Below are 26,925 nucleotides of genomic sequence, written 5' to 3'. Positions count from 1 at the left end.
CGCCACAAGCGGACACAAATACACCCCAACCATCCGCGCACGACACCACAGGTGCCTTCCTAGGTGGCGCGGCCCAGTTCAGCCTCGACAACCTCACCAAGAAAGGACCCTACTAACCATGACCACCCAAACGACCCCACAGCCAGCTTCAGCAAGCGCGCGCTTTCTTGACGAGTCGATCCTGCCGGTGTTGACCGACTTGAGGATGACCGCGTTCGGACAAACCGTCATCGACATCGCCCACAACCCCGACTTCGACGACTGGAGCTTCTCCGACAAAATCCTCTACGCCATCGACAAACAGGTCGCGGCCAAACGCTAAAGGCGGGTCGCCAAACTACTCAAAGCATCCCGATCGCCAAATCCCGATGCTTGCGTCGAAGACATCACCTACGCGCCCGGCCGCACCATCAACAAAGAGCAAATCAGCAGACTCGCTCACTGCCAATGGTGCCAAAACACCCAAAACATTGTCGTCCTGGGCAAATCCTCAGTCGGCAAAACCTACCTCGCACTTGCATTGCTCGCCGCGGCGTGCCGCAAGGACTACTCCGCAACGTTTTTCCGCACCGACACCCTAGCCAACCACCTCGCCGTGCTCACTCCAGCTGATCCAGAACGGATCACGTTTCTCACCGAGCTGCACAACACCGACGTGTTAGTCCTCGACGACTTCTTGACTACACCCATCGACGCACCCACCGCGCACCAGTTGCTCAACATCTTCGCTGAGCGTGAAGGCCGCGGAGCAACCATCGTGACATCGCAGTTCACCCCGGACGAGTGGTACAAATCCACCCCAGATGCCGTGATTGCCGAATCCATCCTCAACCGCCTCGTCGCCGGCGCCGAAATCATCACCATCGAAGGAGAAAACATGCGACTGACCCCGAACCAATAGACCAACCGCCCACGTGGGAGCACCGCTACCACAAACCCACGCGGGCGCTACCAGAAAGCCACCACACCGCTACCATTTGCGTGGTCTAAACACGCAACAACCCCCGCCCTGCAACCACTTCAGGCACAATAACCAACGACCACACTGGGCTACTTTTCAAAGAGCGCCAAGGGGCTACATTTCGAAGAGCGCTTACAGCGTCAGCTACTTCACAGCGGAACTGGCCCGTCTATCCGGACGATGATCGGATGTATCGGCGCGTATCGCGATAGCTTCCAGGTCTGGGCCATCTGTATGGATTAGTCACCTTCTGCGGCTACCGAGTAGCGAAAACGCGAGCCCTAGCGGCAAGGAGCTTGTCACACGCGCTACTTATCTCCGAGTTGGTGAAAGTCGTCGAGGACAACTTCTGCGTGTATGGGGTGGACGAGATTTGGAGGGCCGTGCAGTGAGATGGCTTGGACATTGGCCGTGATCAGACCGCACTGTTGGTGGCACTCATCGGCGTACAAGGCCGCAGGCGGGCGGGCCCTAGCCAGTGCTGCTTATACAATGGCTGGCACATTGGGCTGTCGGCCAAGAATTGACTTGTAAGCAAACCGTGGTTGAAGAAAAATTTAATCAGTACCGGATCGCCGCCCTGAGATTGTAGGTAGGCCCGTTGATCCTACAAGGTCGCTCCATCCAGATGCCCTCGACGCGGTCAAGTGCATTGACGATCTCAACGGGTTCCGGACCGAGTGCTGATAACAGAGGCGTTATGTAATTCTGAAAAGCTTCGGCGATCTCTATATTTAGGAGAGAGTCGACGTGATTGGCGCGGTTCCGGAGATGAACTGCGATGCGTGCATACTCGCCAATGGATTCTCCGGGATTCGATCTTCGCGATATGGTTCGGATGGGTTCGGGAAAGGCTACGGACAGGGATTTCTCCCACAAAGCATCGCGGGAGCTGTTCCGAGTCTGGTTTCGATCGAACCTGTTTGGTAGCAACTGCGTCCACGCGCCAAATGTTGAGTGGGCCACCAGGTCGTCATGGTTGATGTCGCGCCTTGAGGTGGCGTGGCTCTGCGCATAGCCTTTACGATTCCTTCGCACGTCCTCTTTCAGCTTGCGTTCGTTGAAGTAAGGAAGCCCACGCGAATCTCTAATACTTTGCAAGTGCGCAACCCGATCATAATTTGCGATCCATTGGCCGTGAGCGCCGCGGGCACAGCGTAGCTGCGCGTCCATAGCATGGCGAAGATAAACCTCAGTCAGGCCGAGGGTTTCTTGGATGGCTCCTGCCATACGGATCCCCCAAATATAGAGTGCGTCTGGACTAATGTTCCCCGCTCGGGCGGCTTCATAGTAAATGGAATACCGGGTTGGGGGCAGCGTATTTGCTAGGGCTATCGGGGTTAATGGCGATCCTAAGGACATGTTTTAAAATTTTGAAGACAGTCGCTTTTTGTCTGAAAAGTGTCCATTTTGTTACAAAAATCTCATCCTCTGACATTTCGCCATGCTATAGTTACCGCTAGCCGCTGGAGAATTTTCCCCAGCGAAGAAGGAGACGAACCACGGTCTAGTTCGCCGTCGTTGACTGTCCCTTTGGAATGGGCGACTGCTGTTGCAGTCGCCCATTCCTTTTTGGGGGTTAAGTAGGGGTTAAGTAGCAAAAAGGGGTTAAACGACAAAATGTGTGTCTGGGTTCGGCGTGTCGTGGGGTTAGATGTGGCCTTTTTGGATGCCGATTGAGTGTGTGTAGTTGGTGTCGATAGCGTTGTCGTAGAGGGCTGGTCGTCCGGTTTCGTGGTTGGCTTGGTTCTCGTTGGGGGTCAGGGTGGATACTTTGGCGAGTTGGTCCTGGCCCCAGTTGGACTGCCTGGCGATCTCTACTGGATCGTCAGGCAGTTCCGTTTTCAGATACAGCCACCACTCCAGCATCCGGCGCTGATGCTCACCGGATCTGCCGCGGTGGGTGCGGGCCAGCAGTTTCAGCTGGGCGTTGATGCCGCCTTCCAGGCTGTTGGTGGTGGCTTTGATTCGGCTGACATCGAGGACACCGTTGGGTGGTTCGAGGTAGACGAACAGTAGGTTGTTGCGCCATAGGTGGTTGAGGCTGTTGTAGGCCTTGCGGGTGCGTTCGTGTGTCCACGACCAGGTGCGTTGACGTGTCGCCGGGTCGGTTGTCCACGTTTTCTGGTTCATCCAGTCGCGGTAGATCGTGCCGTATTCATGCAGCTGCGCACCCCACACGGCCGCCTCGTCAAGATCGGTGATCTTGGTGAGGTTGAGCGCGAGCTGATAGATCGCTCGTCCTGCATCGGTGCGCGGGCGTGCGGTGGTGTGCCGGCGCACCACGCGTTGAGCGTGGACAAGGCAACGCTGGATCTTGGTGTTAGGCCAGCATGTTTTGATCGCGCTGGCGGCACCTTGGCCACCGTCGATGACAGCGATCAAGGGTGCGGGGATACGCTCGAGGAGCCTTTGGTAGTCGCGGGTGGTTTCACGTGTGCACCAGTGCCAGGCAATGACGTGGTCCAAGGTGGCGGCCACGATGAGACACCCACCGGCGGTGTAGGTGCCGTCAAGAAAGACCTGGTCGTAGACCCGGCCTTCGTGCCCGATCGTGGGATCGGGGACATCAACTAGCCAGAAGTGTTTAAACCGGCGTTGGAGGGTACGAGGATGACACCCTGCTTCGGTGGCAGTGGTTTTCAAGCTCGCACCGGTCGTGAGGTGTGTGATAAATGCTGCGAAGGCTGCGGCGTTGGTGATATCGGGGCGCTGTTTGGTGGTGGAGGCGCCGCAGGTTTTGCATCGCCACCGGGTGCGGTTGGCGGAGGTCTTTCCGTTGCGTTTCATCTCGCCGCCGCACACTTGGCAGCGGGGTTGGTTCTTCGGCATTGATCAAGCCAACACCGGCCACTACCACAGAGAGTGTCCGATTGTTTGTGTGCGGGGGCTTGGTTTACACGTAGTCCGCGAACCGGTCGGGGTATGCCACGGCTAGTTGGTTGATGGCTTGTTTCCACCCGGTGGCTTTCGCCCCTTCAATATAGCCGTTGCACTCAGTTGCCCGTTTCGCCTTCTTCGCACGCTGGGCGGCACGCTTGTCTTCGATGTTGCAGATCATCAACCACAGCGTCTTCAGCGCCGCAGTGTCGTTCGGGAACTGGCCCCGGTTGCGGGTGGCTTTCCGCAATTCCGCGTTGAGCGACTCGATGGAGTTCGTGGTGTAGAGCACCCGGCGGGCTGCCGGCGGGAACTGCAGAAACGGCACGAACCGATCCCACGCGTCGCGCCATACCTTCACCGACTGGGGGTAGCGCCGCCCAAGTTCAGATGCTTCGAACGCGTCTAGGGCGGCGCGCGCGGTGTCTTCGTTGGGTGCGGTGTAGACCTCCCGCAGTGCGCTGGAGACGGGTTTGCGGTCCTGGTAGGACACCCACCTGTTCGCCGCCCGAATCAGGTGCACGATACAGGTCTGCACCATGGAACTCGGCCAGGTTGCCTCCACCGCCTCGGGCAGGCCCTTGAGCCCGTCGCAGCAGACGATGAACACGTCCTGCACCCCACGGTTTGCAAGGTCAGCGCACACGGACGCCCAGAATGCGGCACCTTCGGTATCGGCGATCCACAAGCCCAGGATGTGTTTGATGCCGTCCATGTCCACACCGACGGCCATGTAGCAGGACTTGTTGACCACGCGGTGGCCGTCGCGGATCTTGACCCGCAACGCGTCGAGGAAGATCACCGGGTAGAACTCATCTAACTGGCGGTTCTGCCAGATCATCACCTCATCGAGCACCGCGTCGGTGATCGTGCTGATGGTATCCGGGCTCATATCCACACCCAGGGTGGTTGCAAGGTGATGCTGGATATCGCGCACGGTCATCCCACCCGCGTACAGGGAGATGATCATGTCATCGAGCTCGGTGAGCCGGCGAGCGCCCTTGGGCACCATCTGCGGCCGGAACGTGCCCGCCCGATCCCTGGGCACGGTCACTTCCAGCGGACCGTAGCCGGAATCCACGGTCTTGGTGTACGACCCATTGCGGTGGTTACCACCACCCCGGGCATCGACCTGGGCTTTGGCTTTGCGGTCGGAGTGCTCGTAGCCCAAATGAGCATCCATCTCCGCCTGCAGGCCAGCGTTGATCGATGCTTGTAGAAGACCCTTCACCAGCTCGCTGGCGTCATCGGTGGAGGTGGAGAGCTCCCCGATGAGCTTAGCGAGCTCGGGGTTATTCATCAGCTTCTCGCTGATCGCGTTGACCCTCGACGGGTCATAGCCTTTCTTTGGTGACACCGTAGTCATTATCGGTGAAACTCCATTCAGATCAGAGCCTCACACACAAAACTCCTGACACCCTCCTACCACACGCTGCTGTCACACCCCGGTATTTCGCCGCCCTCGGGCAGATATAAGCCCCAGGAGCATATACTTTCCGGATTACCCCTGATCATCCCAAACAAACCGACGAATCCGGACACACATTCTGTCGTTTAACCCCCGGTCGGCGTGTCCCCGGTGGGGCACACTTTCGAGTTAAGTAGCAGAATGTGTGTCCGGTTTCGGGGTATTGCGGGTTAAACGACAAAATGTGTGTCTGGGTTCGGCGTGTCGTGGGGTTAGATGTGGCCTTTTTGGATGCCGATTGAGTGTGTGTAGTTGGTGTCGATAGCGTTGTCGTAGAGGGCTGGTCGTCCGGTTTCGTGGTTGGCTTGGTTCTCGTTGGGGGTCAGGGTGGATACTTTGGCGAGTTGGTCCTGGCCCCAGTTGGACTGCCTGGCGATCTCTACTGGATCGTCAGGCAGTTCCGTTTTCAGATACAGCCACCACTCCAGCATCCGGCGCTGATGCTCACCGGATCTGCCGCGGTGGGTGCGGGCCAGCAGTTTCAGCTGGGCGTTGATGCCGCCTTCCAGGCTGTTGGTGGTGGCTTTGATTCGGCTGACATCGAGGACACCGTTGGGTGGTTCGAGGTAGACGAACAGTAGGTTGTTGCGCCATAGGTGGTTGAGGCTGTTGTAGGCCTTGCGGGTGCGTTCGTGTGTCCACGACCAGGTGCGTTGACGTGTCGCCGGGTCGGTTGTCCACGTTTTCTGGTTCATCCAGTCGCGGTAGATCGTGCCGTATTCATGCAGCTGCGCACCCCACACGGCCGCCTCGTCAAGATCGGTGATCTTGGTGAGGTTGAGCGCGAGCTGATAGATCGCTCGTCCTGCATCGGTGCGCGGGCGTGCGGTGGTGTGCCGGCGCACCACGCGTTGAGCGTGGACAAGGCAACGCTGGATCTTGGTGTTAGGCCAGCATGTTTTGATCGCGCTGGCGGCACCTTGGCCACCGTCGATGACAGCGATCAAGGGTGCGGGGATACGCTCGAGGAGCCTTTGGTAGTCGCGGGTGGTTTCACGTGTGCACCAGTGCCAGGCAATGACGTGGTCCAAGGTGGCGGCCACGATGAGACACCCACCGGCGGTGTAGGTGCCGTCAAGAAAGACCTGGTCGTAGACCCGGCCTTCGTGCCCGATCGTGGGATCGGGGACATCAACTAGCCAGAAGTGTTTAAACCGGCGTTGGAGGGTACGAGGATGACACCCTGCTTCGGTGGCAGTGGTTTTCAAGCTCGCACCGGTCGTGAGGTGTGTGATAAATGCTGCGAAGGCTGCGGCGTTGGTGATATCGGGGCGCTGTTTGGTGGTGGAGGCGCCGCAGGTTTTGCATCGCCACCGGGTGCGGTTGGCGGAGGTCTTTCCGTTGCGTTTCATCTCGCCGCCGCACACTTGGCAGCGGGGTTGGTTCTTCGGCATTGATCAAGCCAACACCGGCCACTACCACACGCTGCTGTCACACCCCGGTATTTCGCCGCCCTCGGGCAGATATAAGCCCCAGGAGCATATACTTTCCGGATTACCCCTGATCATCCCAAACAAACCGACGAATCCGGACACACATTCTGTCGTTTAACCCGGTATTGCTGCTGCTCAACCTGTCTAAATGGGGCTTGAATATGGTTTCAGACCGTATTCGGGCCCCATTTTCGTTCAATCCACCGGAATGGCACCAGTATGTGCTAGTGGGGTGTTGATTTGCTTTCCCGGTGACACCAAGCAGACCACGATGCCCCGTATGCGCAGGGGAAACAAAGAAAAACGGCACCACATCTAAAGGCACGACACGATGGCGATGCAAAGACCCCCAATGCGGCAGCTCCACCACCCACACCCGTAACGACCAAGCCTTAAAACGCGACTTCACAGCGTTTCACCGCTACGTCACATCAACAACACCGCTGCCCCAGATCGCACGTGACCTGGGTGTGAGCAGGTGGACATTGGATCGCCGGTTCGAGACGTTCTGGCTCATCGATGTGCCCAACACCCCCGACCCGAACCGGGTCTACGACCAGATCTTCATCGACGGCACCTACACCGCCGCCGGCTGCCTGCTGATCGCGGCGAGCGTGGACCATGTCATCGCCTGGCACTGGGCAAAGCAGGAATCAGCCCACGCCTACACCCAGCTGCTGTCGAAGATCGCCGAGCCCTTATGCGTGGTGCTCGATGGTGGGCGCGGCGCCTACACCGCAATCAAAGCCGTCTGGCCAAACGCGTTGATCCAACGCTGCCTCGTCCACGCCCAGCGAGTGATCCGCCGCCACACCACCAGCCGGCCCCGCACCGACGCCGGGCGGGCGATCTACGCACTGGCGCTGAAACTGACCAAGATCACCACGCTTGACCAGGCACGCGAATGGACGCTCAGGCTGCACGACTTCGGCGTGGTCTACAAAACCTTCCTGAACGAGAAAACCCAGGTACCCAAAGAGCGCCGCACCACAAACCGCGACTGGGAATGGACCCACGACAGGGTCCGCAAAGCCTACAACTCACTGCTGCACCTCTCACACAGCAACTGGCTATTCACTGTGTTTTGTCAAGTTGTAGTAGGCCATTTCGGCTCGGTTTTTTAGGCCAGGTCTGCACGGTTTTGGGCCGTGTGAGCGTTGCTGGGGTTTCGGGGCTATTTCATGAGGGCGTTTGCCATGCGGTAGGACTGGCCGGTGAAGGTGATCATGCGGCCGTGGTGGACGATGCGGTCGATTGCGGCGGCTGCCATGTCGTCGTTTCCGAAGACTTGGCCCCATTGGGAAAATGCAAGGTTGGTGGTGATGATCAGGCTGCGTTGTTCGTACGCGTCGGCGATTGCTTGGAACAGAAGTCTTGCCCCGTCGGTGTCGATGGGGATGTAGCCGAGTTCGTCGATGACGAGGAGTTCGTTTTTGCCTAGGGATGCGAGCTCTTTGTCGAGTTTGCCTGCGTGTTTCGCGTTCCGTAGATGGTCGACGAGTCCTGCGGCGGTGAAAAACCGTGCCGGGATGCCTCTGAGACATGCCGCGGTGACCAGTGCGATGGCGAGGTGTGTTTTGCCGGTTCCGACGTCGCCGTAGAAGACGAGGTCTTCACACCCGTTGAGGAAGTCGAGTGTGGTGAGGTGTTCGCGGGTGATGTCGGCGGGCAAGGTGACCGGGGACCAGTCGTAGCTGTCGAGGGTTTTGCGTACCGGGACACGCGCGCGGTGCATCAGGCGCCGCGCTCTTGATGCGGCCCTGGAAGAAAGCTCCGCTTCGAAGAGCTCAATGAGGATGTCGCATTGGCGTGGGGTGGCATGGTCTGCGCACTGGCGTAACACGGCGGTAGTGAGGTAGAGCTGGCGGCCAAGAGCCACCACGCGGTCTTTGTTGTTGGTGGTATCGGTGCTCACTGTGAGGTCACCTCCGCATGCTGTGAGGTGGTTGTGGTGGCAAGGAGCTGGTCATAGGTGGTGAGGTTCGCTCGTGTGTGTTGTGGTGGTGGTGGGGAGCTGTAGCGTGCGGCGATACCCAGATGAGGCCCGGTTGGTTGGGCGTTGGTCTCTAAGAGTGCGGCGGCTGCGGTGACGGTGGCGTCGAATCCGCATTCTGTGGCGGTGGTTTGCGCGTGGGTGAAAAACTCCCGGCGTGTAGCGGTATCCGCCCCGTCGAGGTAGCCCACGACAGCGTCCGGCAGGTGATGGCGAAGCGGTGAGTTCGTCCACGCCCCGGGTTTTTTCGCTAACCCAGGCAGCAAACTCATCGGGTTGATCACCGTCGAGTCTGCGGTACCGAAAACTCTCGGCAATGCGATGATGCGTCTGGTGTCGTCGTCTAAAACGGTGACGGTGTCGTGGGACAACTCCAGCGTGACTTGCCTGTTCGCCCAGGCAGGCCCGACCAGGTAACGGTTGCCGTCTAGGGTGACAACGCCGGTTTTGTCGGTGCGGCGCACGTCGAAACGCACCGGGTTAAACCGCACCGACGGGCACGCTTTGAGCGCTTGCTGATCCTGTTTGAACAGTTCAGCGACCGTGGCTGCCTTCTTGTAGTGGGTGTGGGTAGCAAACGCGGCGCACCCGGACTCCAAGATGGTGTTCAACTCCGCTAGGGAGGCTACTTCCGGCACAGGCACAAGCAGGTTTCGGCGGATGAAGCCGACCGCGTTTTCCACATTGCCTTTCTCATGGCCCGAGTACGGATTGCAGTACCGAGCCTTCGTCCTATAGTGCGCTTTGAACGCGGCGAAAAGCTCCGATTCCACCACTTTCGGGCCGACACGGCGCCCAACGGCGGTCGCGTTATCGAAGACCATCTCAGTCGGCACCCCGCCGGCGGTGTCGATGACATCTAAAAGCCCGGTAATGACGCACTCAGCGGTTTCGCCGGCAAAGGCCCTGCAAAACCTCATATTTGAATACGGAAACGTCACCACCAGAAGGTGCACAACCCTTGCGGCTGACGCCATGATGACTTCTGCCTGGCCGAAATCGACCTGGATGACCCCCGGTGACCATTCCAACTCCATGAACCCATCCCCCGGGGATTTATGGTCCTGTTTCCACTGCTTGACGTAGCGCTGCACCGGTGAATACGAGCCCGTATAGCCATGCTCGTTGATCAGCCGGTCACAGATGCGTTGCGCAGTGTGGCGTTGCTTGCGTGGCATGCGCTGATCATCCTCGAGCCAACCATCAATCACAGCGCACAACGCCTCACCCAGCACGATTGAGCCTGGTTTGCGTGTCTTCACCGGCACGGTTGGGCTGAAATCGTCCTGGTTAACGTACTTATCGACCGTAGCGCGCGACACGTTCACCGCCTTGGCAATCGCTCGTCTGGACATTCCCTCGTCATCGAGCTGTCTGATAGTTTCGATCGTGGTCATGCTGATCGTCATCTACTTTCTGGTCCCTTCCTGAAAACCCAAGTCCCGGACCTCGCGGCCAAACGAAGATGGGACATTTCTCAGGAACAGAAACCTACTGGGGGTGGTTATCGGCATGGCCCTTCCCTTTCTAAAAAGGAGCCACACCAGTCACAGCCACATGGGGAAGTGGCCTAATTTTCCGCGCTGAAACGGACCAAAACAGGCCGCCAACACGGCCTACTTCCCAAGACGAACTGGACCAACTACATCAGATCAGACACACTATTCACCTACCTGCAGCCACCCGCCAACGCACTTGAACCCGACCGGTGGAAAGCAACCACAAACAGCCTCGAAGGCGGGGTCAACGCACAACTCAAACGCATCGCTGACGCGCACCGCGGTAGGACAGGAGAGCGGCAACGCAAGATGCTCGAGTGGTACCTGCACACCAAAACGCAGCTGCCTGACGACCCGCTCGAGATCGCCAGGCAGTGCAACTTGCGGACAAGACCAACTCGCCAAAGTTCCAGGCCTTGTACCAGAAGACCAAAACAAAGCCGACCAACACACAGGCCGACCAGCCTTCTACGACAACGCTATCCCAACCGAATACAAACACTCGATAGGAATCAGGAAAGGCCCCCTCAAATAACAGAAAGTGTGCCCCACCGGCGACACGCCGACCGGACACACATTTTGCTACTTAACCCACACTTCTGCTATCTGCGCCGGAGCAGCTAGGAAGATCGGCCGTGTATCGAAACAAATGCCCGTTGGCCTCTGAATGTTCTGCTGCACTAGGCGGGCTACCGGATGGTGCAGGGCTGCTTCGGACGGTGCCGGTCTTAGAAAAGTTCCCCTGCCAAATACAGTCCAGCTTGACACGGGACTGCGGCTTTCCTGTGAACCTCTGTGGCCATCTAGTCGTGTTTGTTAGGTAGCTGTGGCTAGAGCGCGTCGCTCTGCCAGGGTTGTGTAGCCCTTACCTGGGTGTGTGGTGAGCCTTTCGTAGACGAACCAGTCCAGGTGGGTTTCAAGATAGTCCATGAAGTCCTCGGTGCCCATCTTTTCGGAGTTAATTCCGGCGGCGTAGAGCTCCCTTTTGAGCAGGCCGAAGAATCCTTCCACCCTGGCGTTATCGCCGCTTTTGCCGACTCGCGACAACGATGGGATTGCAACCCAGGCGTTGTCGCAGGGTTTGCCCGGGTCGCAGGTGTCGCATGCTGCCTGGTCGTGGGTGGGGTCGGTGAGCATGCCGACCCATTCCGGGTGGCGGTAGGCCCACCCGCGGTCGGAGTGGATGACCGGCTTGGTTCCGGGCTGGAAGGTTGCCAACGCAGCCTCCAGCATGGTGTTCGTCAGCGCGGCGTTCGGGCTGGTGCTCATGGTATAGACGACGGGCAGATTGTCATGGAAGTCGATCAGGGGGCTGAAGAAGACCTTGCCGTCTCGGCAGGCGAACTCAGTGACGTCGGTGCCGAACTTCTCGTTCGGTTTATCGGCGTAGAAGTCGTGAACCAAGTCGGGCTCAAGGGCAGCGCGACGCCTGCGTGCTTCGCGCGAGTAGCCCTGCGAGACAACGACATCTGCGGCCGCTGCTTCATCCAGGTCCCCGATGAGCAGCTTATTCGCCGGCCGGTGGGCGTTTTCTCCTTTGTAGGAGCGGTACCTCATGGCGCGCTTGGACTTCGGGGTGAGGTTTTCTTCGTACATGATGGCGCGTACTGTTTTCTCACCTATCGTCCACCCGTTTTGCCTGCACAGCGCCAAGATCCTGCGGTAGCCGTAGATGCCGTTGCTCGCTTTCGACACCGCGATGACCGCCGCTGCGGCAGCTTTGCGCTTCGACGTCGGGTACTTTAACCGCCGGCACGCATGCTTGTAGGTGCTCGGGTTCAACCCGAAGTGCTCGCAGCTGGCTTTCACTTGATATCCGTGCGCCCGGAGTCGCTGAACAGCTTGAGCGACGACCACGCTGTCGAACGTCTCCGGGCTGGGGCTTTTCCCTCCGACTCCATCGCAGCCTCGAACAAGGCCCTATCCGCAAGCCGTAAAAACCGCTCGTGGCGCAACATCGCTTTAAGCTCTTCGGGATCATCCGGCAACGCAGCATCATCGAGCTGCGTCACGTGCTGCTCACTGGCAATCTTGGCAGCCTTAGCGCTAGACGGCTTGGAAGCTTGCGGCGATGCGCTTTTGCGCGGGCGGCGTTTATGTTGTTCCACACGCCACAGTGTCGCCTGCTCTAGCTGCTCAGGGCTCATCCCACGCCGCGTCTCTTCTTCAGGAGCGAAACTGCGGACCCAAATCGACAACGTAGCCGGCGACACACCAACTTGCCGGCTCATCTTCCGCAGCGACCCCGGTGAGGTCAATGCCGCCCGCACCGCTGCGGCGATCTCACTCGGGCTGCGCCGGCGATGATCCACCTCAACACCGTGCTCAGCATCAACTGCCCACCGCCAATCGACGCCGCCGAGGGAACAGGATCGACACCTTCCTCACGCAAACGGGCGCGTACCTGCTGCGGCTCTAGACCCTTGCCGTAAAGCTCGACGGCACGCTCACGAACCGCCAACGGATAACTCATCTGGAACTCCTCACCGATGGCCGACGGTTCACAGGAAAGCTTCAGTCCCCACCATAAGCACTCCGCGCGAAGGGTTCCTTTTTGGGCAAGGCAGAAGCGATAATTTGGATTTTATGGGAAAACCAGAGGAATATCCGAGCGGATCAGTTAAAGTAAGTGTCAATACCATATGTAAGAGGGTTGGGGTGTTATGGCACGCTTAATCGCAGGTGAAGCGCTGAAGACAGGCGAGAGGTACGCTTTCGAAGTTGATCCGTCCAAGGACTTGGAGGCGCAGTACGAGGCGGGCACTTACCGTATTGTCACTGAGCAAGGTCGAACTCAACTTCCGGAACTAGCGCGGTCGATAGTTGAGGACCAGATATACGACTTGCACCCTTCTTATCAAAGGGAAGAAACGTGGTCGATCGAGAAGCAGTCAAAACTCATCGAATCGTTTTTGATGAACATCCCAATCCCGCCCATATTTCTCTACGAAACCAGCTACGCCCAATATGAGGTAATGGATGGCCTGCAAAGATTGTCGACCATTCGGAACTTTTATCAGAACGATCTTGTATTGACCGGGCTGGAAGTTTGGGCACCACTGAACGGGATGACGAGAAACGATCTACCCGAAAAGATTCGGCAGGGAATCGACAGGCGATACCTCTCATCGGTGATCCTACTCACAGAATCTGCAAAAACGACTTCCGCAGCAGGGGACCTGAAGAATGAGGTGTTTTCTCGGCTGAACACTGGCGGCATGGCCCTCAACGCTCAGGAACTTAGAAATGCGGCGAGTTCCGGGCCTCTTTCAAATGAAATCAGCCGACTGGTCGCCAAATCAAGGGCATTCAGAGACTTGTGGGGAATCACAGATGCTGAGATCGCAGCCCAAGCTGGGGATACACTAAACGCAACCCAGTACGAACTCCTGAAGAGAGGGGGGGCCGAAGAACTAATTCTGCGATTTTTTGCGAACCGTCAGAGAGGTGAGATCGGAGGGAGCGGAACTTACAAAGAGTTTCTTGATGCTTACTGGTATTTGGGTAACCGCCAACTGGATGAGGGCGTTGTTAAAGAAATTGGGGCAATCTTTGATCAGACCTGCGGTCTTTTGCTGGATCTCTTTGAGGATGAGGCGCTCTTCGCGGTTCGACAGCGCGCTGGTGAAATGAAGTTAGTTCGCCAACGTTCGGTGTTAGTTTATGACACCCTGATGGCCGCTTTCTGTGACTATATCGGACACAGTGCGTTATTACGCGAACATGCGTCGGAGATTCGGCAGGATGTTCAATCTCTCTACATCAAGGAGAAATCGACCTTCGATGGGCGAAAAACTGATCGAGCCGATTTCCTCAAGCGGGTCTCAATGGTTCAAAAAATAATTCGCGGTTACGTGGACGAGAGTAATGCTGGACGCTAACGAGCTTGCACGTCTCCAGCGGACCTTCGCAAGAGATCTCGCTTCAGATGAGCGCCTCGAAATCAAATCGCTTCTGACCAGAGGGTTCGTTGCCCAGCAGATTGCCAATTTCGAAGAAAACGCCTTAAGTAGGCTGGAAGCTTGCTTTAGAGTTCTTTGGGATCTCAACGAGCGGAATGCTCTCCAGCTGCAGAGAACGCGCCCAGCTGAGTGGGCAGCCTTCGAAACTGCATGCTCCGATTTAGCTGCCGAGCTGAGTAGCAAAAGTAAGTACTGGTGGGGTGATGCACCAAAGCGGGATCAACTCGCCGTGTATACTCAGGTGGCCGATCACCTCAAGGCTCCGTCAGTCGATGCCGGCGAACCCCCAGAATTTCACCGCCTCGTTGCCAGATCTCGTACTGCCAATCTAGGTTCCGAAACTTATAACAAACTTATCCAACGGATAGTGAAGTTATTCTCAGTCTACGATCACGAGCTCGAGAAGCGGTGTAGCTCCATATTTGACCGTTCCTACGTGTCGAAGTCGGACGACGTATTTGAGATTAGAAACTACGTTGTTCACGGGCCTCTACTAGAGCAGTATCCGAGCTTGGAAGAGTTTGAAACTAACGTAGAAGCTATGTGCGTCGTCATCGAACACGTAGACCATGTCTTTCAAGCATTAATGGTCAGCATCCTAGGGATTTTATCGGACGGCGGTAATAACTCCGCCAGCGTAAGAAACATCCACTACACCGATCAGATTAATCCGTGGCTAACCTTTGAGAGTAAAACCAGTTACCTGCAGTTCTATAACAGCTTTCCTTCGGGGCTAGTACTGATGGCGGCTGATGGTTGGCAGAAGATTTTTCGCCCCGACTGCTCGAGCTTCGGTCTTCTCCAGCTCCCTCCACCCCCTACAGACTCAGTCGATCAACAAAACTTTTCCATCGAAGAAGCAGGATTCCAAGTTAGGGCTGAATTGAAAAGCGAGCCTTCCTCGAAATGGCGGAACAAGCACCAGGCCGGAAAGCTCCACTTCTTTCCTATTTTCGGATCTGAAGCGAAAGCCTTAAATTTTCTGTAGGTTGCGGATTCGGTTAAGTCTGCAGTGTCGGTCCGAAATGCAAGCATTCAGGTTGTTCGCTACCAGCATAAATGCTGCTGAGCAGTGCTAATCGGGCGGCGAGAACGTTACTAACGGCCTTGTAGTAACCAAGCGATAGAAGCAGCGTTATGGTTGGTTCTCGCTTCCAGTAACTCTTGAAACTCGATGAAGGTACACGAAGAATGTTCGAACGATTTACCGACCGCGCTCGCCGCGTCATTGTCCTTGCCCAGGAAGAAGCGCGCGAGCTTAACCACAATTACATGGGCACCGAGCACATCCTGCTCGGGCTTATTAAAGAGGGCGAAGGCGTAGCCGCCAAAGCCCTCGAGTCGATGGGGATTAACCTCGAGGACGTGCGCCGCGAGGTCATCGACATCATTGGCCACGGCACTCAGCCGGTGACCGGTCACATCCCGTTTACCCCGCGCGCCAAGAAGGTGCTTGAGCTTTCCTTACGCGAGGGGCTGCAGATGGGGCACAAGTACATCGGCACCGAGTTTCTGCTGCTCGGCCTCATCCGTGAGGGCGAGGGTGTCGCAGCTCAGGTTCTGATCAAGCTCGGCGCCGACCTGCCTCGCGTGCGTCAGCAGGTTATCCAGCTGCTCTCGGGGTACGAGGGCGGCGAGGGCCAGAACCCGGAGTCTCCGCAGCAGCCCGCCGGAGCATCGGCTGGTGGGCCGGGTCCGCGGAGCGGTGGACCGCAGCAGGGTGAGCGATCCTCCTCCCTGGTGCTGGACCAGTTCGGGCGCAACCTCACCGCCGCTGCAAAGGAGGGCAAGCTCGACCCGGTCGTGGGCCGCGACAAGGAAATCGAGCGCATCATGCAGGTGCTCTCCCGTCGTACCAAGAACAACCCGGTGCTGATTGGCGAGCCGGGTGTGGGTAAGACGGCCGTCGTCGAGGGCCTTGCTTTGGATATCGCCAACGGCAAGGTGCCAGAGACGCTCAAGGACAAGCAGGTGTACTCGCTGGACCTTGGCTCGCTGGTTGCTGGTTCCCGCTACCGCGGTGACTTCGAGGAGCGGTTGAAGAAGGTGCTTAAGGAGATCAACCAGCGCGGCGACATCATCCTATTCATCGATGAGATTCACACGCTCGTCGGCGCGGGTGCTGCTGAAGGTGCAATCGATGCTGCGTCGCTGCTGAAGCCGAAACTGGCCCGCGGTGAGCTGCAGACCATCGGTGCGACCACGCTGGATGAGTACCGAAAGCACATTGAGAAGGACGCGGCGCTTGAACGTCGTTTCCAGCCGGTACAGGTGGATGAGCCGAGCGTGGAGGACACGATCACCATCCTTAAGGGGCTGCGTGACCGCTACGAGGCGCACCACCGTGTGTCCTACACGGACGGCGCGCTATCCGCGGCTGCGAACCTGTCAGATCGCTACATCAACGACCGCTTTCTGCCGGATAAGGCCGTGGACCTGCTTGACGAGGCTGGTGCCCGCATGCGCATCAAGCGCATGACCGCTCCGGAGGAGCTGCGCGAGGTGGATGATCGCATCGCGGAAGTTCGCAAGGAGAAGGAAGCGGCGATTGACGCCCAGGACTTCGAAAAGGCTGCCGGCCTGCGCGACACCGAGCGCAAGCTCGGCGAGGAGCGCGCAGAGAAGGAAAAGAAGTGGCGCTCGGACGACCTGGAGGAGATCGCCGAGGTTGGCGAGGACCAGATCGCCGAGGTGCTGGCGCACTGGACCGGCATCCCGGTGTTCAAGCTGACGGAGTCCGAATCCTCGCGTCTGCTGCACATGGAAGATGAGCTGCACAAGCGCATCATCGGTCAGGATGAGGCTGTGAAGGGCTGTGTCCCGCTCGATCCGCCGTACGCGTGCGGGCCTGAAGGACCCGAAGCGTCCGAGCGGTTCCTTCATTTTCGCCGGCCCGTCCGGTGTGGGTAAGACGGAGCTGTCCAAGGCACTCGCGGAGTTCCTGTTCGGCGACGAGGATTCCCTGATCCAGGTGGACATGGGCGAGTTCCACGACCGCTTCACCGCGTCCCGACTCTTTGGTGCCCCTCCGGGATACGTGGGCTACGAGGAGGGTGGCCAGCTGACGGAGAAGGTGCGTCGTAAGCCGTTCTCTGTGGTGCTCTTCGACGAAATTGAGAAGGCGCACAAGGAGATCTACAACACGCTCCTGCAGGTGCTCGAGGAGGGCCACGTCACTGACGGTCAGGGACGCAACGTGGACTTCAAAAACACGGTGCTGATCTTCACCTCCAACCTGGGTACTGGCGACATCTCCAAGGCCGTGGGTCTGGGCTTCAGCGGCAACACCGCCACCGACACGGATGCGCAGTACGAGCGCATGAAGAACAAGGTGCACGACGAGCTGAAGAAGCACTTCCGCCCCGAGTTCCTGAACCGTATCGATGAGATTGTGGTGTTCCGCCAGCTCACCCAGGAAGAGATCGTGGAGATGGTGGACCTGCTCATCGCCCGCGTGGACAAGAACCTGGCCGCGCAGGACATGGGCATTGAGCTCACCGACAAGGCGAAGAACTTGCTGGCGCTCCGAGGCTTCGATCCGGTGCTGGGCGCGCGCCCGCTGCGTCGCACGATTCAGCGTGAGATCGAGGACGTGCTGTCCGAGAAGATCCTCTTCGGCGAGATTGGTGCCGGCGAGATCATCACCGTAGACGTCGAGGGCTGGGACGGCGACGTGGAAGCCGCCCGCGACGCGCGCGGCAAGGTTGCCGAGGGCGCAACGTTCACCTTCACGCCGCGCCCTAAGCCGCTGCCGGCGGACACCTTCGACGACGCTGACCGTGAGCTCGAGGAAGAGATCCGCGAGATCGACCCGGACAAGGCAGAGCAGCCGACCGAAGCATCCGAGTTCCCGGATGAGCGCGACGGCAACGAGCCGGACGACGGGGACGACTTCGGCGGCGAGCTCGACGAGGATGGCCGCGGCCCGGTCGAGCCGGCGTAGCGTAGTGGGCCAAATACGGCCCACTACGGGAGTTCGTCCCGCTACGGGGGTATCGCCCGCTACGGGAGGACTGCGGTGAGCCAGTCCTTCAGGCGTGGATCCAGGTACGGGTCCAGCCAGCCGTGGGTGAACGCCTGGTAGGCCCCGCCTAGCGCTAGCCCTGTGATCGCCGTTATCGTGCCCAGCACGATGGCGGCGATTTCTACTTGGTTGAGGCGGATCTCCACATCGGGGGTGTCGGCATCGTCCGGGTTAAGGACGGTGGTGCCAGTGTCGCCGGGGCAGGTGCGGGTAAGCGGCTTGCCCTCGAAGCGGTCGTCCATCCAGGCGGCCGCATGTCTGGTCTCCAGCAGCAGCGGGGTGGCGTGGCCGGCCGTGGGAGTGTTGGAGACGATCAGAGCCGAGCTCAGATCGGCCTTGGTGTACAGCGGCATGGTCGCTGTGCCAGGGACGGTCACCTTGCGATACTCGACCGGGGAGCCAAGGGCGCAGTAGTCGGCGGCGAGCTGGGTCGCTTGGGGTTCCGGAACCAGGTCATCGTCTGGGTTGGTCAGCACCATGATCGGGGCGCTCACCGGAGCTTGGCCGAGTTTGTTGTGGTTGAGGTATTTGAGGATGCGGTCGTCGTCACGCGCGATCTGCGCGAGTGTGCGGCCGTCGGTGGTGTAGGACTCGAAGGGTTGGGGCAGTGCCCGGGTGCCGTCGAGGATGCAGGCGTTGCCAACCTGGGCGAGGATCTGCTTGCCTTCGTTGGTAAGCGTGGCACTCAGCGCCTCGTCGAACTCGGGGTAGGTGCTGGCATAGCTCACGGCGGCGAAGCTGGCCACCAGGTCCGTGATGCCCGGGGGAGCCTGCTCGAGCACGGCGATGGGATCGGCGGGAGGGGCGCCGGCGAAGGTGCCCACCACGTTGAGCTCGGGGGCGTAATCCGCGACCAGCTCTGCTGCGGCTGCGGCGGCACCGCCGCCTTGGGAGTAGCCCCAGAATCCGACCTTCTCTCCAGGCTTGGCGGTGGCCCGGGCGGCGTCGATAAGCGCGTGCCCCTGCTCCACCCTGTTGAGGTAGGTGTGGGTGCCCTCCGAGCCGAGGCCGATGTAATCGATGACCACAACGCGGTAGCCGGATTTGTTGAGCTCGCGGACCACGGGGGTCTCGTAATTCACGTTGATGGAGCCGTCCGTGATGGAGAGCGTGAGGCCCGCGGGGGCGGAGGGGGCGCAGTGGTTGCCCATGCCGCGGGTGCCGGGGGCGAGGGCGATGAGGCCTTTGGCGTTTGGGGTGTCGTACAGCGCGCCGGTGGTGGAGACTATCTGGCCGTTCTCCTTGGTGGTGGTGTAGCTGATGCGCGTTATGCGGGGTGCGCCGGGGACCTTGGTGGTGTCGCCGAGCTGGCCGGCGGTGGTGCCGATGGCGGGGGAGGGGCGCTGGCTGGACGTGTCCGCGAGGCGGGCGCCGGAAGTGAGCACGGCACCGAGGGTGGAGGAACCGAAGGTGGCGAGGGAGGAAAGGGCCTCCGAGCTTGCGTCCGGTTCGAGGGCTTCCGCGGGGGTGGCGAGCGTGAGCGATTCCGCTAGGAGCGCTGTGCTGGCGAGGGTGGCCAGGATGGTGTGCGGGCGGGAGCGCGTGGTGGTGGGGTGCTTGGTGCGTGGGTTGGGGCGCGTGGTGGTGGGGTTGGGGGCGCGGAAACGGGAAGGGGACATGGCGCGGAGTGTAGTCTTTCGCGCATGGGTGTTCAGTACAGGAAGAAGCACAAGGTGGGCAAGAACGTGTGGATCAACCAGACGGGCACGGGCGCGTCTGTGAGCACGAAACTTGGGCCCGTGACGGTGAACTCGCGCGGGGGCGTGTGGGTGAACCTGCCGGGTGGGATGACGTACCGGGGGCGTTGGAAGTAGCAATTCCCGGCGTGCTCTTCGCTTCGTGGAGCTCCATAGCATTCTGCGGATGTGGCAAACTTTTGCATCCCGGCAAAAGAATGCCTGTTCGAACCTGTGTAGAAGACTTGTCGCATTTTGAAACACAATGTGTCGAATGAATGTCACGTCCCTGCCGGGAATGGGGTATCGTAAGGGACTGAAACGATAAGTTTCGTAAAAAAGATATGCAGCCGGGTGCAACCAGCTGCATATCTCGGGCTTACGCCCAGTCGCGGAAGACTTCGAAAATCCTATCCGCGATTACGGCAATGAGGTGGAAGGCTCCGCCTGCGAGATGCTTGTTAGCATTGCGGCTGGCGGGGTCTTTCCCTTTCTCATCGCCAGGTGGGTGACTCCCATGTTCAGTCATAGGAATACTTCCTCCCTTTCAGTCCGGCCCTCTACCCAAGCAGAGTTCGAGGATGGCCCGGCAGGACGCGCGGGCTTACCACGATCCTCTGAGCAGAGAGGACTCCCTTTCGGGAGCACCTAGTGCCTCACGGCACCGCAGAATAGCTTACCACTCAAGTTTTCGAACACCTATGACACGAGCGGCGCTCAAGAAAAACGAGCGCTCGTTATTCTTGAGCGCTCGCGAGCCTGCTTGCCGGCGCAGTGGGGCACGCTACCGCGGGAGGCGGAAGCGGCCGTCGGGGGTTTGCTCGGCCAGTCCGTCCTCGATGAGGGAGAAGAGGGCGCGGGCGCGCTGGGCGTCGTCGGGCCAGACCACATCGATGTCCGCTTGGGGGACAGGCTCCGGACTTTCGCGCAGGAGTTTCATGATCTTGCCGCGGACTTGGCGGTCGGTGCGTTGGAAGGTTTGGCGGGGCAGGGTTTCGTCGATAAGCGGGGCGGGCCTGCCCGCAGCAAGCCAGGCGCAGTGTGCGGCGATGGGGCACGCGTGGCATTGCGGGGCGCGGGAGGTGCAGATCAGCGCGCCGAGTTCCATGAGCCCCACGGAGAACGTGGGGCCGTCCGTGGCGGGGAGGAACCCCGCAACGTCGGCGAGTTCGGCCTTGCGGGGCTTCATGTTCGCGCGGCCGAGGATGGCGCGGGCGTAGACGCGGCGGACGTTGGTATCCACCACCGCCACGTTCTGGCCGAACGCGAAGCAGGCGACGGCGCGGGCGGTGTAGTCGCCGATGCCGGGCAGGGCCAGGAGGGCATCGACGTCTGCGGGCACTTCGCCGCCGTGCTGCTCCACGATCGCGCGGGAGCATTCATGCAGGCGAAGGGCACGTCGCGGGTAGCCGAGGGAGCCCCAGGCTCTCAGGATTTCGTCGATACGCTCTTCCCAGGCTCTCAGGATTTCGTCGATACGCTCTTGTGCGAAAGCCTGCGGTGTGGGCCAACGCCGGACCCAGTCTTGCCAAATGGGGGCGACGCGCTCGACTTGGGTTTGGTGTGACATGACCTCGGAGAGCAGGACGCCCCACGGGGTGGTGCCGGGCGCGCGCCACGGCAGCGGGCGGGCGTTTGCGCGGTACCAATCGATGATTGGTCGCTGAATTTCATGTTCGGTGCTCACGGTGAGTGCCAGAATAATGGGCATGCCTACTTCCATGACAGCCCGCGAGGTCTGGGACTCCCTGACCGCGGGCAACGAGCGCTTCGCAACCGACGCCACCAACGCCCCGCACCGCGACACCAAGCGCCGCGCGGAGATCCTGGGCGGGCAGGATCCCGTCGCCGCCGTCATCGCCTGCTCTGACTCTCGGGTGCCGGTTGAGCTGCTATTCGATGCCGGCTTGGGCGACATCTTTGTCATCCGCACCGCCGGTGGTTGCGTGGACGCGGCGGTGTCCGCATCCGTGGAATACGCGGTGGACGTGCTTGGTGTGCCGCTGGTGGTGTTCCTGTCGCACGAGCGCTGCGGTGCGGTGGGTGCGGCGATCTCCGCGGTGGACAACGCCGAGGTGCCGCGCGGTTTGACCAGGGTGTTTGTGGAGAAGATTGCGCCTTCGGTGATTGAGGCGCGGTCCAACGGGCACTCCGACGCGGACGCTGTGGAGGCGGAGCACGCGCGCATTATGGCGCAACACTTGGAGGACCGCGTGCCGGCGATCCACGCGCGCGGGGCTGGCGTTGTGGCTGCGCGGTACCGGCTGGCGGACGGCCGTGTCGAGACCGTGTACGAGGCCATCGGTTAATAGAGTGGGGGCATGACGAACCGCCGCCCGCTCCCAGACGAGATCTACATGCGCCGCAGGGTCGCGGCGCTGGTTGTGCTGCTGTTGGTGGTGGCCATGATCGTGTGGGGGCTCACGGCCTGGGCGCGGTCTGGGAACTCGGGGGAGGGTTCCGGGGTTGGCGCGTCGGCGACGGTGACGACTGGGGCGGCTGCGTCAGGTGTGACGTCCACTGAGCCTGCACCGGTCACGTCGCCGACTGTGTCTTTGAGCGGGGAAACTTCTGCGGCTGCTTCGGAGGAGGGGTCCGAGGAAGCGTCGGCAAGCAATGAGCCCCAGCCGAGCGAAACCCTGATCGCGAGCGGGAAGTGCGATCTTTCGGATCTGCTGATTAGTGCGTCGACGTCGCAGCCGTCGTATGGGCCGGGCGAGATTCCGTTGTTGTACATGACGGTGAAGAACCCGACCGATACGGGATTGTGTGCTGGATCTGGAGGACGGCGCGCTGCGGTTTGAGGTGTACGGGATGGCGTCCAACGACCGGATGTGGGCGGATACGGATTGCTACCCGTCGGTGGAGCAGGGGCGTCAAGAATTCCCCGCCGGCGAGGAGCGCGGGTTTGACGCGCGGTGGTCTAAGAAGGGATCCGCGCCGGGGCAGTGCACCAACCGCGCGGCGGTGCCGGCGGGTGCGTACTACCTGCACGCGGTGATTGAGGATAACGCCTCGGATCCCGCGCCGTTTAACCTGACGTAGGGGGTGCGCTTAGGGCCGCTCTACCGTTTCGCCGTCCTCAAGCCACTCCAGCTCGGTACGATCCAGGCCAGCGGCGATGGCTGTAGCTGTCTCGCGCCAGGCAGTTAGATTGGTTAGAGCAAGGTGCGACTGGCCGGTTGAGAAAGACGCGCGCGCGGCATTCAGGAGGTCCTGGGCGCAGACTTGCCGATCTTCCGGCGGGAGGGCGTGCATCCAAGGGAACGCCAGGGTCATTCGTTCTTGGAGCAGTTGGGCTTGCCCGTTCGCGTCCTGGTTGGCCATGGAGTGGAATGTAGTCGGGATTTGCTGGGAGGTCTAGGGGCCTGCGCGGCCTCGGCCCGCTAGCCCAAGAACGAGATGGCCTCGGCGAGGGTGCTGGCGCTGCGGACGCGCATGCCGGGGATCTTGGGGGTGTCGCCGGCTGGGACGATCGCGTGGGTGTAGCCCAGGCGGGCGGCTTCCTGGAGGCGTCGGCCGAGGTTGGGCACGCGGCGCAGCTCCCCGGCTAGGCCGACTTCACCGATGACCACGGTCTTTGCGGGCAGCGGGGTTTCATGGAGGCTGGACCAGGTGGCAAGTGCCACGGCGAGGTCGGTGGCTGTCTCGGTGATGCGCATGCCGCCGACGGTGGCTAGGTAGGCGTCCTTGTCATTGGTGCGCTCGCCGCAGCGCGCCTGCAGCACGGCCAGCACCATGGGCACGCGGTTGGGGTCCAAACCGGTGACCACGCGGCGCGGGGATTTGTTCACCGGATCGACGGTGAGCGCCTGGACCTCAGCGAGGATTGGGCGTACGCCGTCCATGGCGACGGTGACGGCGGAACCGTCCGGAGTCTGGCCGCGGTGGGAGAGGAACAACCCGGATGGGTCCGGGACCTCGCGGATGCCCTCGGCGGTTTGCTCGAAGCAGCCAACCTCATCGGTGGCGCCGAAGCGGTTCTTGATGCCGCGGAGCATGCGCAGCGAAGACTGGCGGTCGCCTTCAAAGTTCAGTACCACGTCCACCAGGTGCTCCAGCACGCGGGGGCCGGCGACGTTGCCGTCCTTGGTCACGTGGCCAACCAGCAGCACAGGCAGGTTGGTGGTTTTGGCAAGCGTCGTCAGCGCGGCGGTGACGGCGCGGGATTGCGCCACGCCGCCGGCAACGCCCTCCACACCGGCGGCGTGCATGGTCTGCACGGAGTCGACGATCAGCAAGCTCGGGTCGATCTCACGGACGTGGCCGAAGACGGTGTCCAGGTTGGACTCGGCTGCCAGGTAGAGGGTGTCCTGCAGCGCGCCAGTTCGCTCGGCGCGGGCGCGGACCTGGCCGGCGGATTCCTCCGCGGTGGCGTAGAGGACGCGTCGGCCTTCAGCGGCCCAGCGGGAGGCGACCTCCAGCAGCAGGGTGGACTTGCCCACGCCCGGTTCGCCGGCCATCAGCACCACGGAGCCGGGCACAACGCCGGTGCCCAACACGCGATCAAGCTCGCCGATGCCGGACTTTAAGGTGTGCGTAGCCGCCGCATCAATAGCAGTGATGGGTTGGGCTGGGGAGGTGGGGGTGATCGAAGGAGTCGCTGTAAAGCTGGGCTCCTCCTGCAATGTCCCCCAGGAACCGCACTCCGGGCAGCGCCCCAGCCACTTGGGGGAGGAGTAGCCGCACTCGGAGCAGGTGTGAGTGGCGCGAGGCTTTTTAGCCACGCTTACTTGGTTACGTCGCGCTCAACCTTGCCGGAGGGCAGCAGCGGGGCGGCGACGGTGGCATCCACATCAATGGTGCCGGAATCAAAGGTGAACTTCACCGGAACGTTGCCGGCGTACGCGAAGTCCTTGTTCTCCACGGAAGTCTCCACGTACTGGATGCACGCGCTGTCAGACTGCGGGATGCGGTCCAGGCCATCCTTGGAGTCAGCCACCAGCACGCAGTTGTAGCCGATGCCCTGCGCGGAACCAAGGGTGACCGGCTGGCCGGCCACCTCTGCGGAGACGAGCTTGTGCTCGCGCATGGACGGGTCCTGGTTGGTGGCGGTGAACTTCAGCGCAGCGTCCCCGTCCTCGGAGAGCACCAGGGTGACATCCTGGACGGACAGGGAGCCATCCTCGGTGAACACGGTTGCGCCGTCCACGGCCGCGACCTGGGACGAAGTCTGGGTGATCTGGCCTGCGGAGCAACCAACCAGGGCAAGAGAGGCGGCAACGGCGGCCACAACTGCAACCGGCTTCTTGGACTTCACGAGGGTGTCCTCCATCTAGTGGTGCGCATGGGTGCGCGAGACGTGTCTATCTCCGTCACACCCTACTCGCAGGTGCCCCACATTTCCCAGTTTCCGTAGCGCCCGCTGTATCAGGGGGTAAACTTTTGGAGCGGTGTGTAGTGTTGGGTGGTTGTTCGAGCCTTAAAGGAGTAGCGCATGGAATTCAAGGTCGGCGAGGTGGTTGTGTACCCGCACCACGGAGCGGCGCGGATCGCGGATATTGAGCAGCGTGAGATGGGCGGGGAGACTCTGGATTACCTCGTGCTGCAGATCCTCCAGTCCGACCTTGAGGTGCGCGTGCCGGTGAAGAACACTGAGCTGGTGGGCGTGCGCGACGTGGTGAATGAGGAAGGCCTGCAGAAGGTCTTCTCCGTCCTGCGCGAGACTGATGTTGAGGAGGCTGGCAACTGGTCCCGCCGCTACAAGGCAAACCAGGAGCGCCTGGCATCCGGCGACATTAACAAGGTGGCTGAGGTAGTGCGCGACCTGTGGCGCCGCGACCAGGGCAAGGGTCTTTCCGCTGGTGAGAAGCGCATGCTGGGCAAGGCTCGCCAGATTCTGGTGGGGGAGCTTGCGCTGGCCGAGCCTATCGACGAAGAAAAGGTCGCCTCCATGGAGTCCGAGATCGCGAAGATCATTGAGGAGCAGGTGAAGGCCGGCATCGTCGAGGATCCGCGCGAGGACATTGATGACGACCTTGATATGGACGACGATCTCTCTTTCGACGACGAGGACGAGGAGTAGTTGACCGCTAGCGCGGGGGGCGCTGCAGCTGGTGCGGGTGCGGATGGCACGGGCGCTGCGCGGCGGGTTGTAGCGATCGTTGCCGCCGCGGGGCAGGGGACCCGTTTGGGCGCGCCGGTGCCGAAGGCGTATGTGCCACTTCGCGGGCGGAGTTTGCTTGAACGCTCCGTGACGGCGATGGAGACCAGCGGAATCGTTGATTCCGTGGTGGTCGTCGTCTCGCCGGAGATGGAGCCCGTGGCGCGCAAACTGCTGGAGGGGCACGAGGTCACATTCGTCCACGGGGGTGCGGAGCGCGCGGATTCCATCTGGGCTGCGCTGCAAACGCTTTCCGACGAGGAGCTCGGCCTTGGCGCTGGGGCTGGCTCCGGCGCGGTCGTCCTCATCCACGATGCCGCCCGCGCGTTAACGCCTCCCGGCATGATTGCCCGTGTGGCGCGCGCTGTGTTGGATGGCGCGGACGCGGTGATTCCCGTTGTGCCGGTGGCGGACACGATCAAGGTTGTTGGTGACGGCGGAGTTGTCGAGTCCACTCCGGATCGTTCCCGCCTGCGCGCAGTGCAGACGCCGCAGGGTTTTGACCTGAGCGTTTTGCGTGAGGCGAACGAAAAGTACTTCGCGCTGGACGAGGACGAGCGCGGGTTCGTCGCCACCGACGATGCCTCCCTGATGGAGTGGCATGGCGTTCCCGTGCTCACGGTGCAGGGCGATCCGATGGCGTTCAAGATCACCACGCCGATTGATCTCCGTCTGGCTACTTCAATCACCGACGAAGCCGAGCCGACCGTTTTTGAGGTCCCTGGGAACTAGGGCCACGTCCCGTCGGCTGTGCCACAGGATGCAATTCGCCCCGAAAAAGAGCCGGATTTCGGGTGAAAATGCATTCTTTGGCAGGCGGAAACGTAATCTGTGGCAGCGTTCGGGGCTAGGGGTCGTCTCGGGGAGGGCCAGGGTGAATGTTAGGGAAGACCGAACGGAATCTCGGGCTGAATGTCACGGATAAC

The 26,925-nt window shown here is 60.6% G+C and carries 22 protein-coding genes and 5 pseudogenes; 12 read left to right on the top strand and 15 right to left on the bottom strand.

Features of this window, described 5'->3' with window-relative positions:
* The first annotated feature begins 118 nt into the window (after positions 1–118).
* Both JZY91_RS09390 and JZY91_RS09385 read left to right on the top strand, forming a co-directional pair.
* Positions 119–322, top strand: coding sequence for a hypothetical protein (locus JZY91_RS09390; protein ID WP_234947613.1), 204 nt, complete (start codon positions 119–121; stop codon positions 320–322).
* A 12-nt stretch (positions 323–334) separates the two neighbouring features.
* Positions 335–901 (top strand): annotated as a pseudogene (locus JZY91_RS09385) (ATP-binding protein); the annotation flags it as partial.
* Positions 902–1,522: 621 nt separating this feature from the next.
* Here JZY91_RS09385 and JZY91_RS09380 read toward each other — a convergent pair.
* The 4 genes from JZY91_RS09380 to JZY91_RS09365 all read right to left on the bottom strand — a co-directional run bounded on the left by JZY91_RS09380 (position 1,523) and on the right by JZY91_RS09365 (position 6,703).
* A complete protein-coding gene (locus JZY91_RS09380; RefSeq protein ID WP_234947612.1) occupies positions 1,523–2,191 on the bottom strand; it encodes a hypothetical protein in 669 nt (222 codons plus the stop codon).
* 420 nt (positions 2,192–2,611) lie between these two features.
* The gene (locus JZY91_RS09375) at positions 2,612–3,793 is read right to left on the bottom strand and encodes an IS1249 family transposase (RefSeq protein ID WP_234947517.1); all 1,182 of its coding nucleotides are present in this window, start codon (positions 3,791–3,793) and stop codon (positions 2,612–2,614) included.
* Between the two features lie 64 nt (positions 3,794–3,857).
* Positions 3,858–5,207, bottom strand: coding sequence for an IS256 family transposase (locus JZY91_RS09370; protein ID WP_234947083.1), 1,350 nt, complete (start codon positions 5,205–5,207; stop codon positions 3,858–3,860).
* A gap of 314 nt (positions 5,208–5,521) precedes the next feature.
* Positions 5,522–6,703, bottom strand: a complete 1,182-nt coding sequence (locus tag JZY91_RS09365; protein ID WP_234947517.1) for an IS1249 family transposase — start codon at positions 6,701–6,703, stop codon at positions 5,522–5,524.
* 290 nt (positions 6,704–6,993) lie between these two features.
* On the opposite strand from JZY91_RS09365, the pseudogene JZY91_RS09360 reads away from it, so the two are divergent.
* A pseudogene (locus JZY91_RS09360) lies at positions 6,994–7,821 on the top strand (IS1249 family transposase); the annotation flags it as partial.
* Positions 7,822–7,916: 95 nt separating this feature from the next.
* Here the strand turns inward: JZY91_RS09360 and istB are convergent.
* Both istB and istA read right to left on the bottom strand, forming a co-directional pair.
* Positions 7,917–8,657: an IS21-like element helper ATPase IstB gene (istB, locus tag JZY91_RS09355; RefSeq protein WP_234947519.1), complete on the bottom strand. Its 741-nt coding sequence runs from the start codon at positions 8,655–8,657 to the stop codon at positions 7,917–7,919.
* Positions 8,654–10,144, bottom strand: a complete 1,491-nt coding sequence (gene istA / locus JZY91_RS09350) for an IS21 family transposase (RefSeq protein ID WP_234947520.1) — start codon at positions 10,142–10,144, stop codon at positions 8,654–8,656. Before istA ends, istB begins: the two co-directional genes overlap by 4 nt.
* A gap of 240 nt (positions 10,145–10,384) precedes the next feature.
* Between istA and JZY91_RS09345 the strand changes: the two are divergent.
* Positions 10,385–10,769, top strand: a pseudogene (locus JZY91_RS09345) (IS256 family transposase); the annotation flags it as partial.
* A 281-nt stretch (positions 10,770–11,050) separates the two neighbouring features.
* On the opposite strand, the gene JZY91_RS09340 reads toward JZY91_RS09345, so the two are convergent.
* From JZY91_RS09340 to JZY91_RS11905, 3 genes and pseudogenes are all read right to left on the bottom strand, one after another.
* Positions 11,051–12,043, bottom strand: coding sequence for a DDE-type integrase/transposase/recombinase (locus tag JZY91_RS09340; RefSeq protein ID WP_234947611.1), 993 nt, complete (start codon positions 12,041–12,043; stop codon positions 11,051–11,053).
* Positions 12,040–12,381 carry a hypothetical protein gene (locus JZY91_RS09335; RefSeq protein ID WP_234947610.1) on the bottom strand — a complete coding sequence of 114 codons (342 nt, stop codon included), beginning with the start codon at positions 12,379–12,381 and terminating at the stop codon, positions 12,040–12,042. Before JZY91_RS09335 ends, JZY91_RS09340 begins: the two co-directional genes overlap by 4 nt.
* A gap of 6 nt (positions 12,382–12,387) precedes the next feature.
* Positions 12,388–12,546, bottom strand: a pseudogene (locus tag JZY91_RS11905) (transposase); the annotation flags it as partial.
* A gap of 351 nt (positions 12,547–12,897) precedes the next feature.
* On the opposite strand from JZY91_RS11905, the gene JZY91_RS09330 reads away from it, so the two are divergent.
* From JZY91_RS09330 to JZY91_RS09320, 3 genes and pseudogenes are all read left to right on the top strand, one after another.
* Positions 12,898–14,115, top strand: a complete 1,218-nt coding sequence (locus JZY91_RS09330; protein ID WP_234947609.1) for a DUF262 domain-containing protein — start codon at positions 12,898–12,900, stop codon at positions 14,113–14,115.
* Positions 14,102–15,184 (top strand): hypothetical protein, encoded by a 1,083-nt coding sequence (locus tag JZY91_RS09325; RefSeq protein ID WP_234947608.1) that lies wholly within the window; start codon positions 14,102–14,104, stop codon positions 15,182–15,184. Before JZY91_RS09330 ends, JZY91_RS09325 begins: the two co-directional genes overlap by 14 nt.
* A gap of 203 nt (positions 15,185–15,387) precedes the next feature.
* Positions 15,388–18,139: pseudogene (locus tag JZY91_RS09320) on the top strand (ATP-dependent Clp protease ATP-binding subunit).
* A gap of 59 nt (positions 18,140–18,198) precedes the next feature.
* On the opposite strand, the gene JZY91_RS09315 reads toward JZY91_RS09320, so the two are convergent.
* A complete protein-coding gene (locus JZY91_RS09315) occupies positions 18,199–19,839 on the bottom strand; it encodes an alpha/beta fold hydrolase (protein WP_234947607.1) in 1,641 nt (546 codons plus the stop codon).
* A gap of 24 nt (positions 19,840–19,863) precedes the next feature.
* Here JZY91_RS09315 and JZY91_RS09310 point away from each other — a divergent pair, with 24 nt between their 5' ends.
* Entirely contained in the window at positions 19,864–20,034 is a 171-nt protein-coding gene (locus tag JZY91_RS09310) for a DUF4236 domain-containing protein (RefSeq protein ID WP_234947606.1), read from the top strand.
* Between the two features lie 646 nt (positions 20,035–20,680).
* Here JZY91_RS09310 and JZY91_RS09305 read toward each other — a convergent pair.
* Positions 20,681–21,607 carry an A/G-specific adenine glycosylase gene (locus JZY91_RS09305; RefSeq protein ID WP_234947605.1) on the bottom strand — a complete coding sequence of 309 codons (927 nt, stop codon included), beginning with the start codon at positions 21,605–21,607 and terminating at the stop codon, positions 20,681–20,683.
* Between JZY91_RS09305 and JZY91_RS09300 the strand changes: the two genes are divergently transcribed.
* The gene (locus JZY91_RS09300) at positions 21,606–22,205 is read left to right on the top strand and encodes a carbonic anhydrase (RefSeq protein WP_234947604.1); all 600 of its coding nucleotides are present in this window, start codon (positions 21,606–21,608) and stop codon (positions 22,203–22,205) included. The genes JZY91_RS09305 and JZY91_RS09300 overlap by 2 nt on opposite strands.
* Before the next feature lie 44 nt (positions 22,206–22,249).
* Here JZY91_RS09300 and JZY91_RS11900 read toward each other — a convergent pair whose 3' ends face one another.
* Positions 22,250–22,633 carry a hypothetical protein gene (locus JZY91_RS11900; protein WP_370639217.1) on the bottom strand — a complete coding sequence of 128 codons (384 nt, stop codon included), beginning with the start codon at positions 22,631–22,633 and terminating at the stop codon, positions 22,250–22,252.
* Positions 22,634–22,665: 32 nt separating this feature from the next.
* On the opposite strand from JZY91_RS11900, the gene JZY91_RS11895 reads away from it, so the two are divergent.
* Positions 22,666–22,941, top strand: a complete 276-nt coding sequence (locus tag JZY91_RS11895; RefSeq protein ID WP_370639216.1) for a hypothetical protein — start codon at positions 22,666–22,668, stop codon at positions 22,939–22,941.
* 9 nt (positions 22,942–22,950) lie between these two features.
* Here the strand turns inward: JZY91_RS11895 and JZY91_RS09290 are convergent, their stop codons facing one another.
* Genes JZY91_RS09290 through JZY91_RS09280 form a run of 3 tightly spaced genes read right to left on the bottom strand, consistent with a single transcriptional unit; the run spans position 22,951 to position 25,171 of the window.
* Positions 22,951–23,223 carry a hypothetical protein gene (locus JZY91_RS09290; protein WP_234947603.1) on the bottom strand — a complete coding sequence of 91 codons (273 nt, stop codon included), beginning with the start codon at positions 23,221–23,223 and terminating at the stop codon, positions 22,951–22,953.
* Positions 23,224–23,282: 59 nt separating this feature from the next.
* Positions 23,283–24,623, bottom strand: a complete 1,341-nt coding sequence (gene radA, locus JZY91_RS09285) for a DNA repair protein RadA (protein WP_234947602.1) — start codon at positions 24,621–24,623, stop codon at positions 23,283–23,285.
* Between the two features lie 2 nt (positions 24,624–24,625).
* On the bottom strand, positions 24,626–25,171 hold the full coding sequence (locus JZY91_RS09280) for a hypothetical protein (protein WP_234947601.1): 546 nt from the start codon (positions 25,169–25,171) through the stop codon (positions 24,626–24,628).
* A gap of 162 nt (positions 25,172–25,333) precedes the next feature.
* Between JZY91_RS09280 and JZY91_RS09275 the strand changes: the two genes are divergently transcribed.
* Both JZY91_RS09275 and ispD read left to right on the top strand, forming a co-directional pair.
* Positions 25,334–25,921, top strand: coding sequence for a CarD family transcriptional regulator (locus JZY91_RS09275; protein WP_234947600.1), 588 nt, complete (start codon positions 25,334–25,336; stop codon positions 25,919–25,921).
* A 75-nt stretch (positions 25,922–25,996) separates the two neighbouring features.
* Complete coding sequence (gene ispD / locus JZY91_RS09270) at positions 25,997–26,731, top strand: 2-C-methyl-D-erythritol 4-phosphate cytidylyltransferase (RefSeq protein WP_234949116.1); 735 nt, start codon at positions 25,997–25,999, stop codon at positions 26,729–26,731.
* The last annotated feature ends 194 nt before the right edge of the window (positions 26,732–26,925 follow it).

Origin of the sequence: Corynebacterium sp. CNCTC7651 (genome assembly GCF_021496665.1) — a bacterium.
Lineage (GTDB): Bacteria > Actinomycetota > Actinomycetes > Mycobacteriales > Mycobacteriaceae > Corynebacterium.
The sequence above is the reverse complement of the archived record's forward strand: the minus strand, read 5'-3'. Positions and strand labels throughout refer to the sequence as shown.

What these genes read in the sequence shown, in the direction of transcription:
- JZY91_RS09390 (WP_234947613.1), top strand. Translation starts at nt 119, where the DNA reads ATGACCACCCAAACGACCCCACAGCCAGCTTCAGCAAGCGCGCGCTTT.
- JZY91_RS09335 (WP_234947610.1), bottom strand. Translation starts at nt 12,381, where the DNA reads ATGAGCCCTGAGCAGCTAGAGCAGGCGACACTGTGGCGTGTGGAACAA.
- JZY91_RS09375 (WP_234947517.1), bottom strand. Translation starts at nt 3,793, where the DNA reads ATGCCGAAGAACCAACCCCGCTGCCAAGTGTGCGGCGGCGAGATGAAA.
- JZY91_RS09380 (WP_234947612.1), bottom strand. Translation starts at nt 2,191, where the DNA reads ATGGCAGGAGCCATCCAAGAAACCCTCGGCCTGACTGAGGTTTATCTT.
- istA (WP_234947520.1), bottom strand. Translation starts at nt 10,144, where the DNA reads ATGACGATCAGCATGACCACGATCGAAACTATCAGACAGCTCGATGAC.
- JZY91_RS09325 (WP_234947608.1), top strand. Translation starts at nt 14,102, where the DNA reads ATGCTGGACGCTAACGAGCTTGCACGTCTCCAGCGGACCTTCGCAAGA.
- JZY91_RS09370 (WP_234947083.1), bottom strand. Translation starts at nt 5,207, where the DNA reads ATGACTACGGTGTCACCAAAGAAAGGCTATGACCCGTCGAGGGTCAAC.
- JZY91_RS09305 (WP_234947605.1), bottom strand. Translation starts at nt 21,607, where the DNA reads ATGCCCATTATTCTGGCACTCACCGTGAGCACCGAACATGAAATTCAG.
- JZY91_RS09275 (WP_234947600.1), top strand. Translation starts at nt 25,334, where the DNA reads ATGGAATTCAAGGTCGGCGAGGTGGTTGTGTACCCGCACCACGGAGCG.
- JZY91_RS09280 (WP_234947601.1), bottom strand. Translation starts at nt 25,171, where the DNA reads ATGGAGGACACCCTCGTGAAGTCCAAGAAGCCGGTTGCAGTTGTGGCC.
- JZY91_RS09330 (WP_234947609.1), top strand. Translation starts at nt 12,898, where the DNA reads ATGGCACGCTTAATCGCAGGTGAAGCGCTGAAGACAGGCGAGAGGTAC.
- JZY91_RS09290 (WP_234947603.1), bottom strand. Translation starts at nt 23,223, where the DNA reads ATGGCCAACCAGGACGCGAACGGGCAAGCCCAACTGCTCCAAGAACGA.
- JZY91_RS09310 (WP_234947606.1), top strand. Translation starts at nt 19,864, where the DNA reads ATGGGTGTTCAGTACAGGAAGAAGCACAAGGTGGGCAAGAACGTGTGG.
- JZY91_RS09365 (WP_234947517.1), bottom strand. Translation starts at nt 6,703, where the DNA reads ATGCCGAAGAACCAACCCCGCTGCCAAGTGTGCGGCGGCGAGATGAAA.
- JZY91_RS11900 (WP_370639217.1), bottom strand. Translation starts at nt 22,633, where the DNA reads ATGTACAACAACGGAATCTCGCCCGGCCCATACGACGGCTGCGACGTC.
- JZY91_RS09315 (WP_234947607.1), bottom strand. Translation starts at nt 19,839, where the DNA reads ATGTCCCCTTCCCGTTTCCGCGCCCCCAACCCCACCACCACGCGCCCC.
- JZY91_RS09300 (WP_234947604.1), top strand. Translation starts at nt 21,606, where the DNA reads ATGCCTACTTCCATGACAGCCCGCGAGGTCTGGGACTCCCTGACCGCG.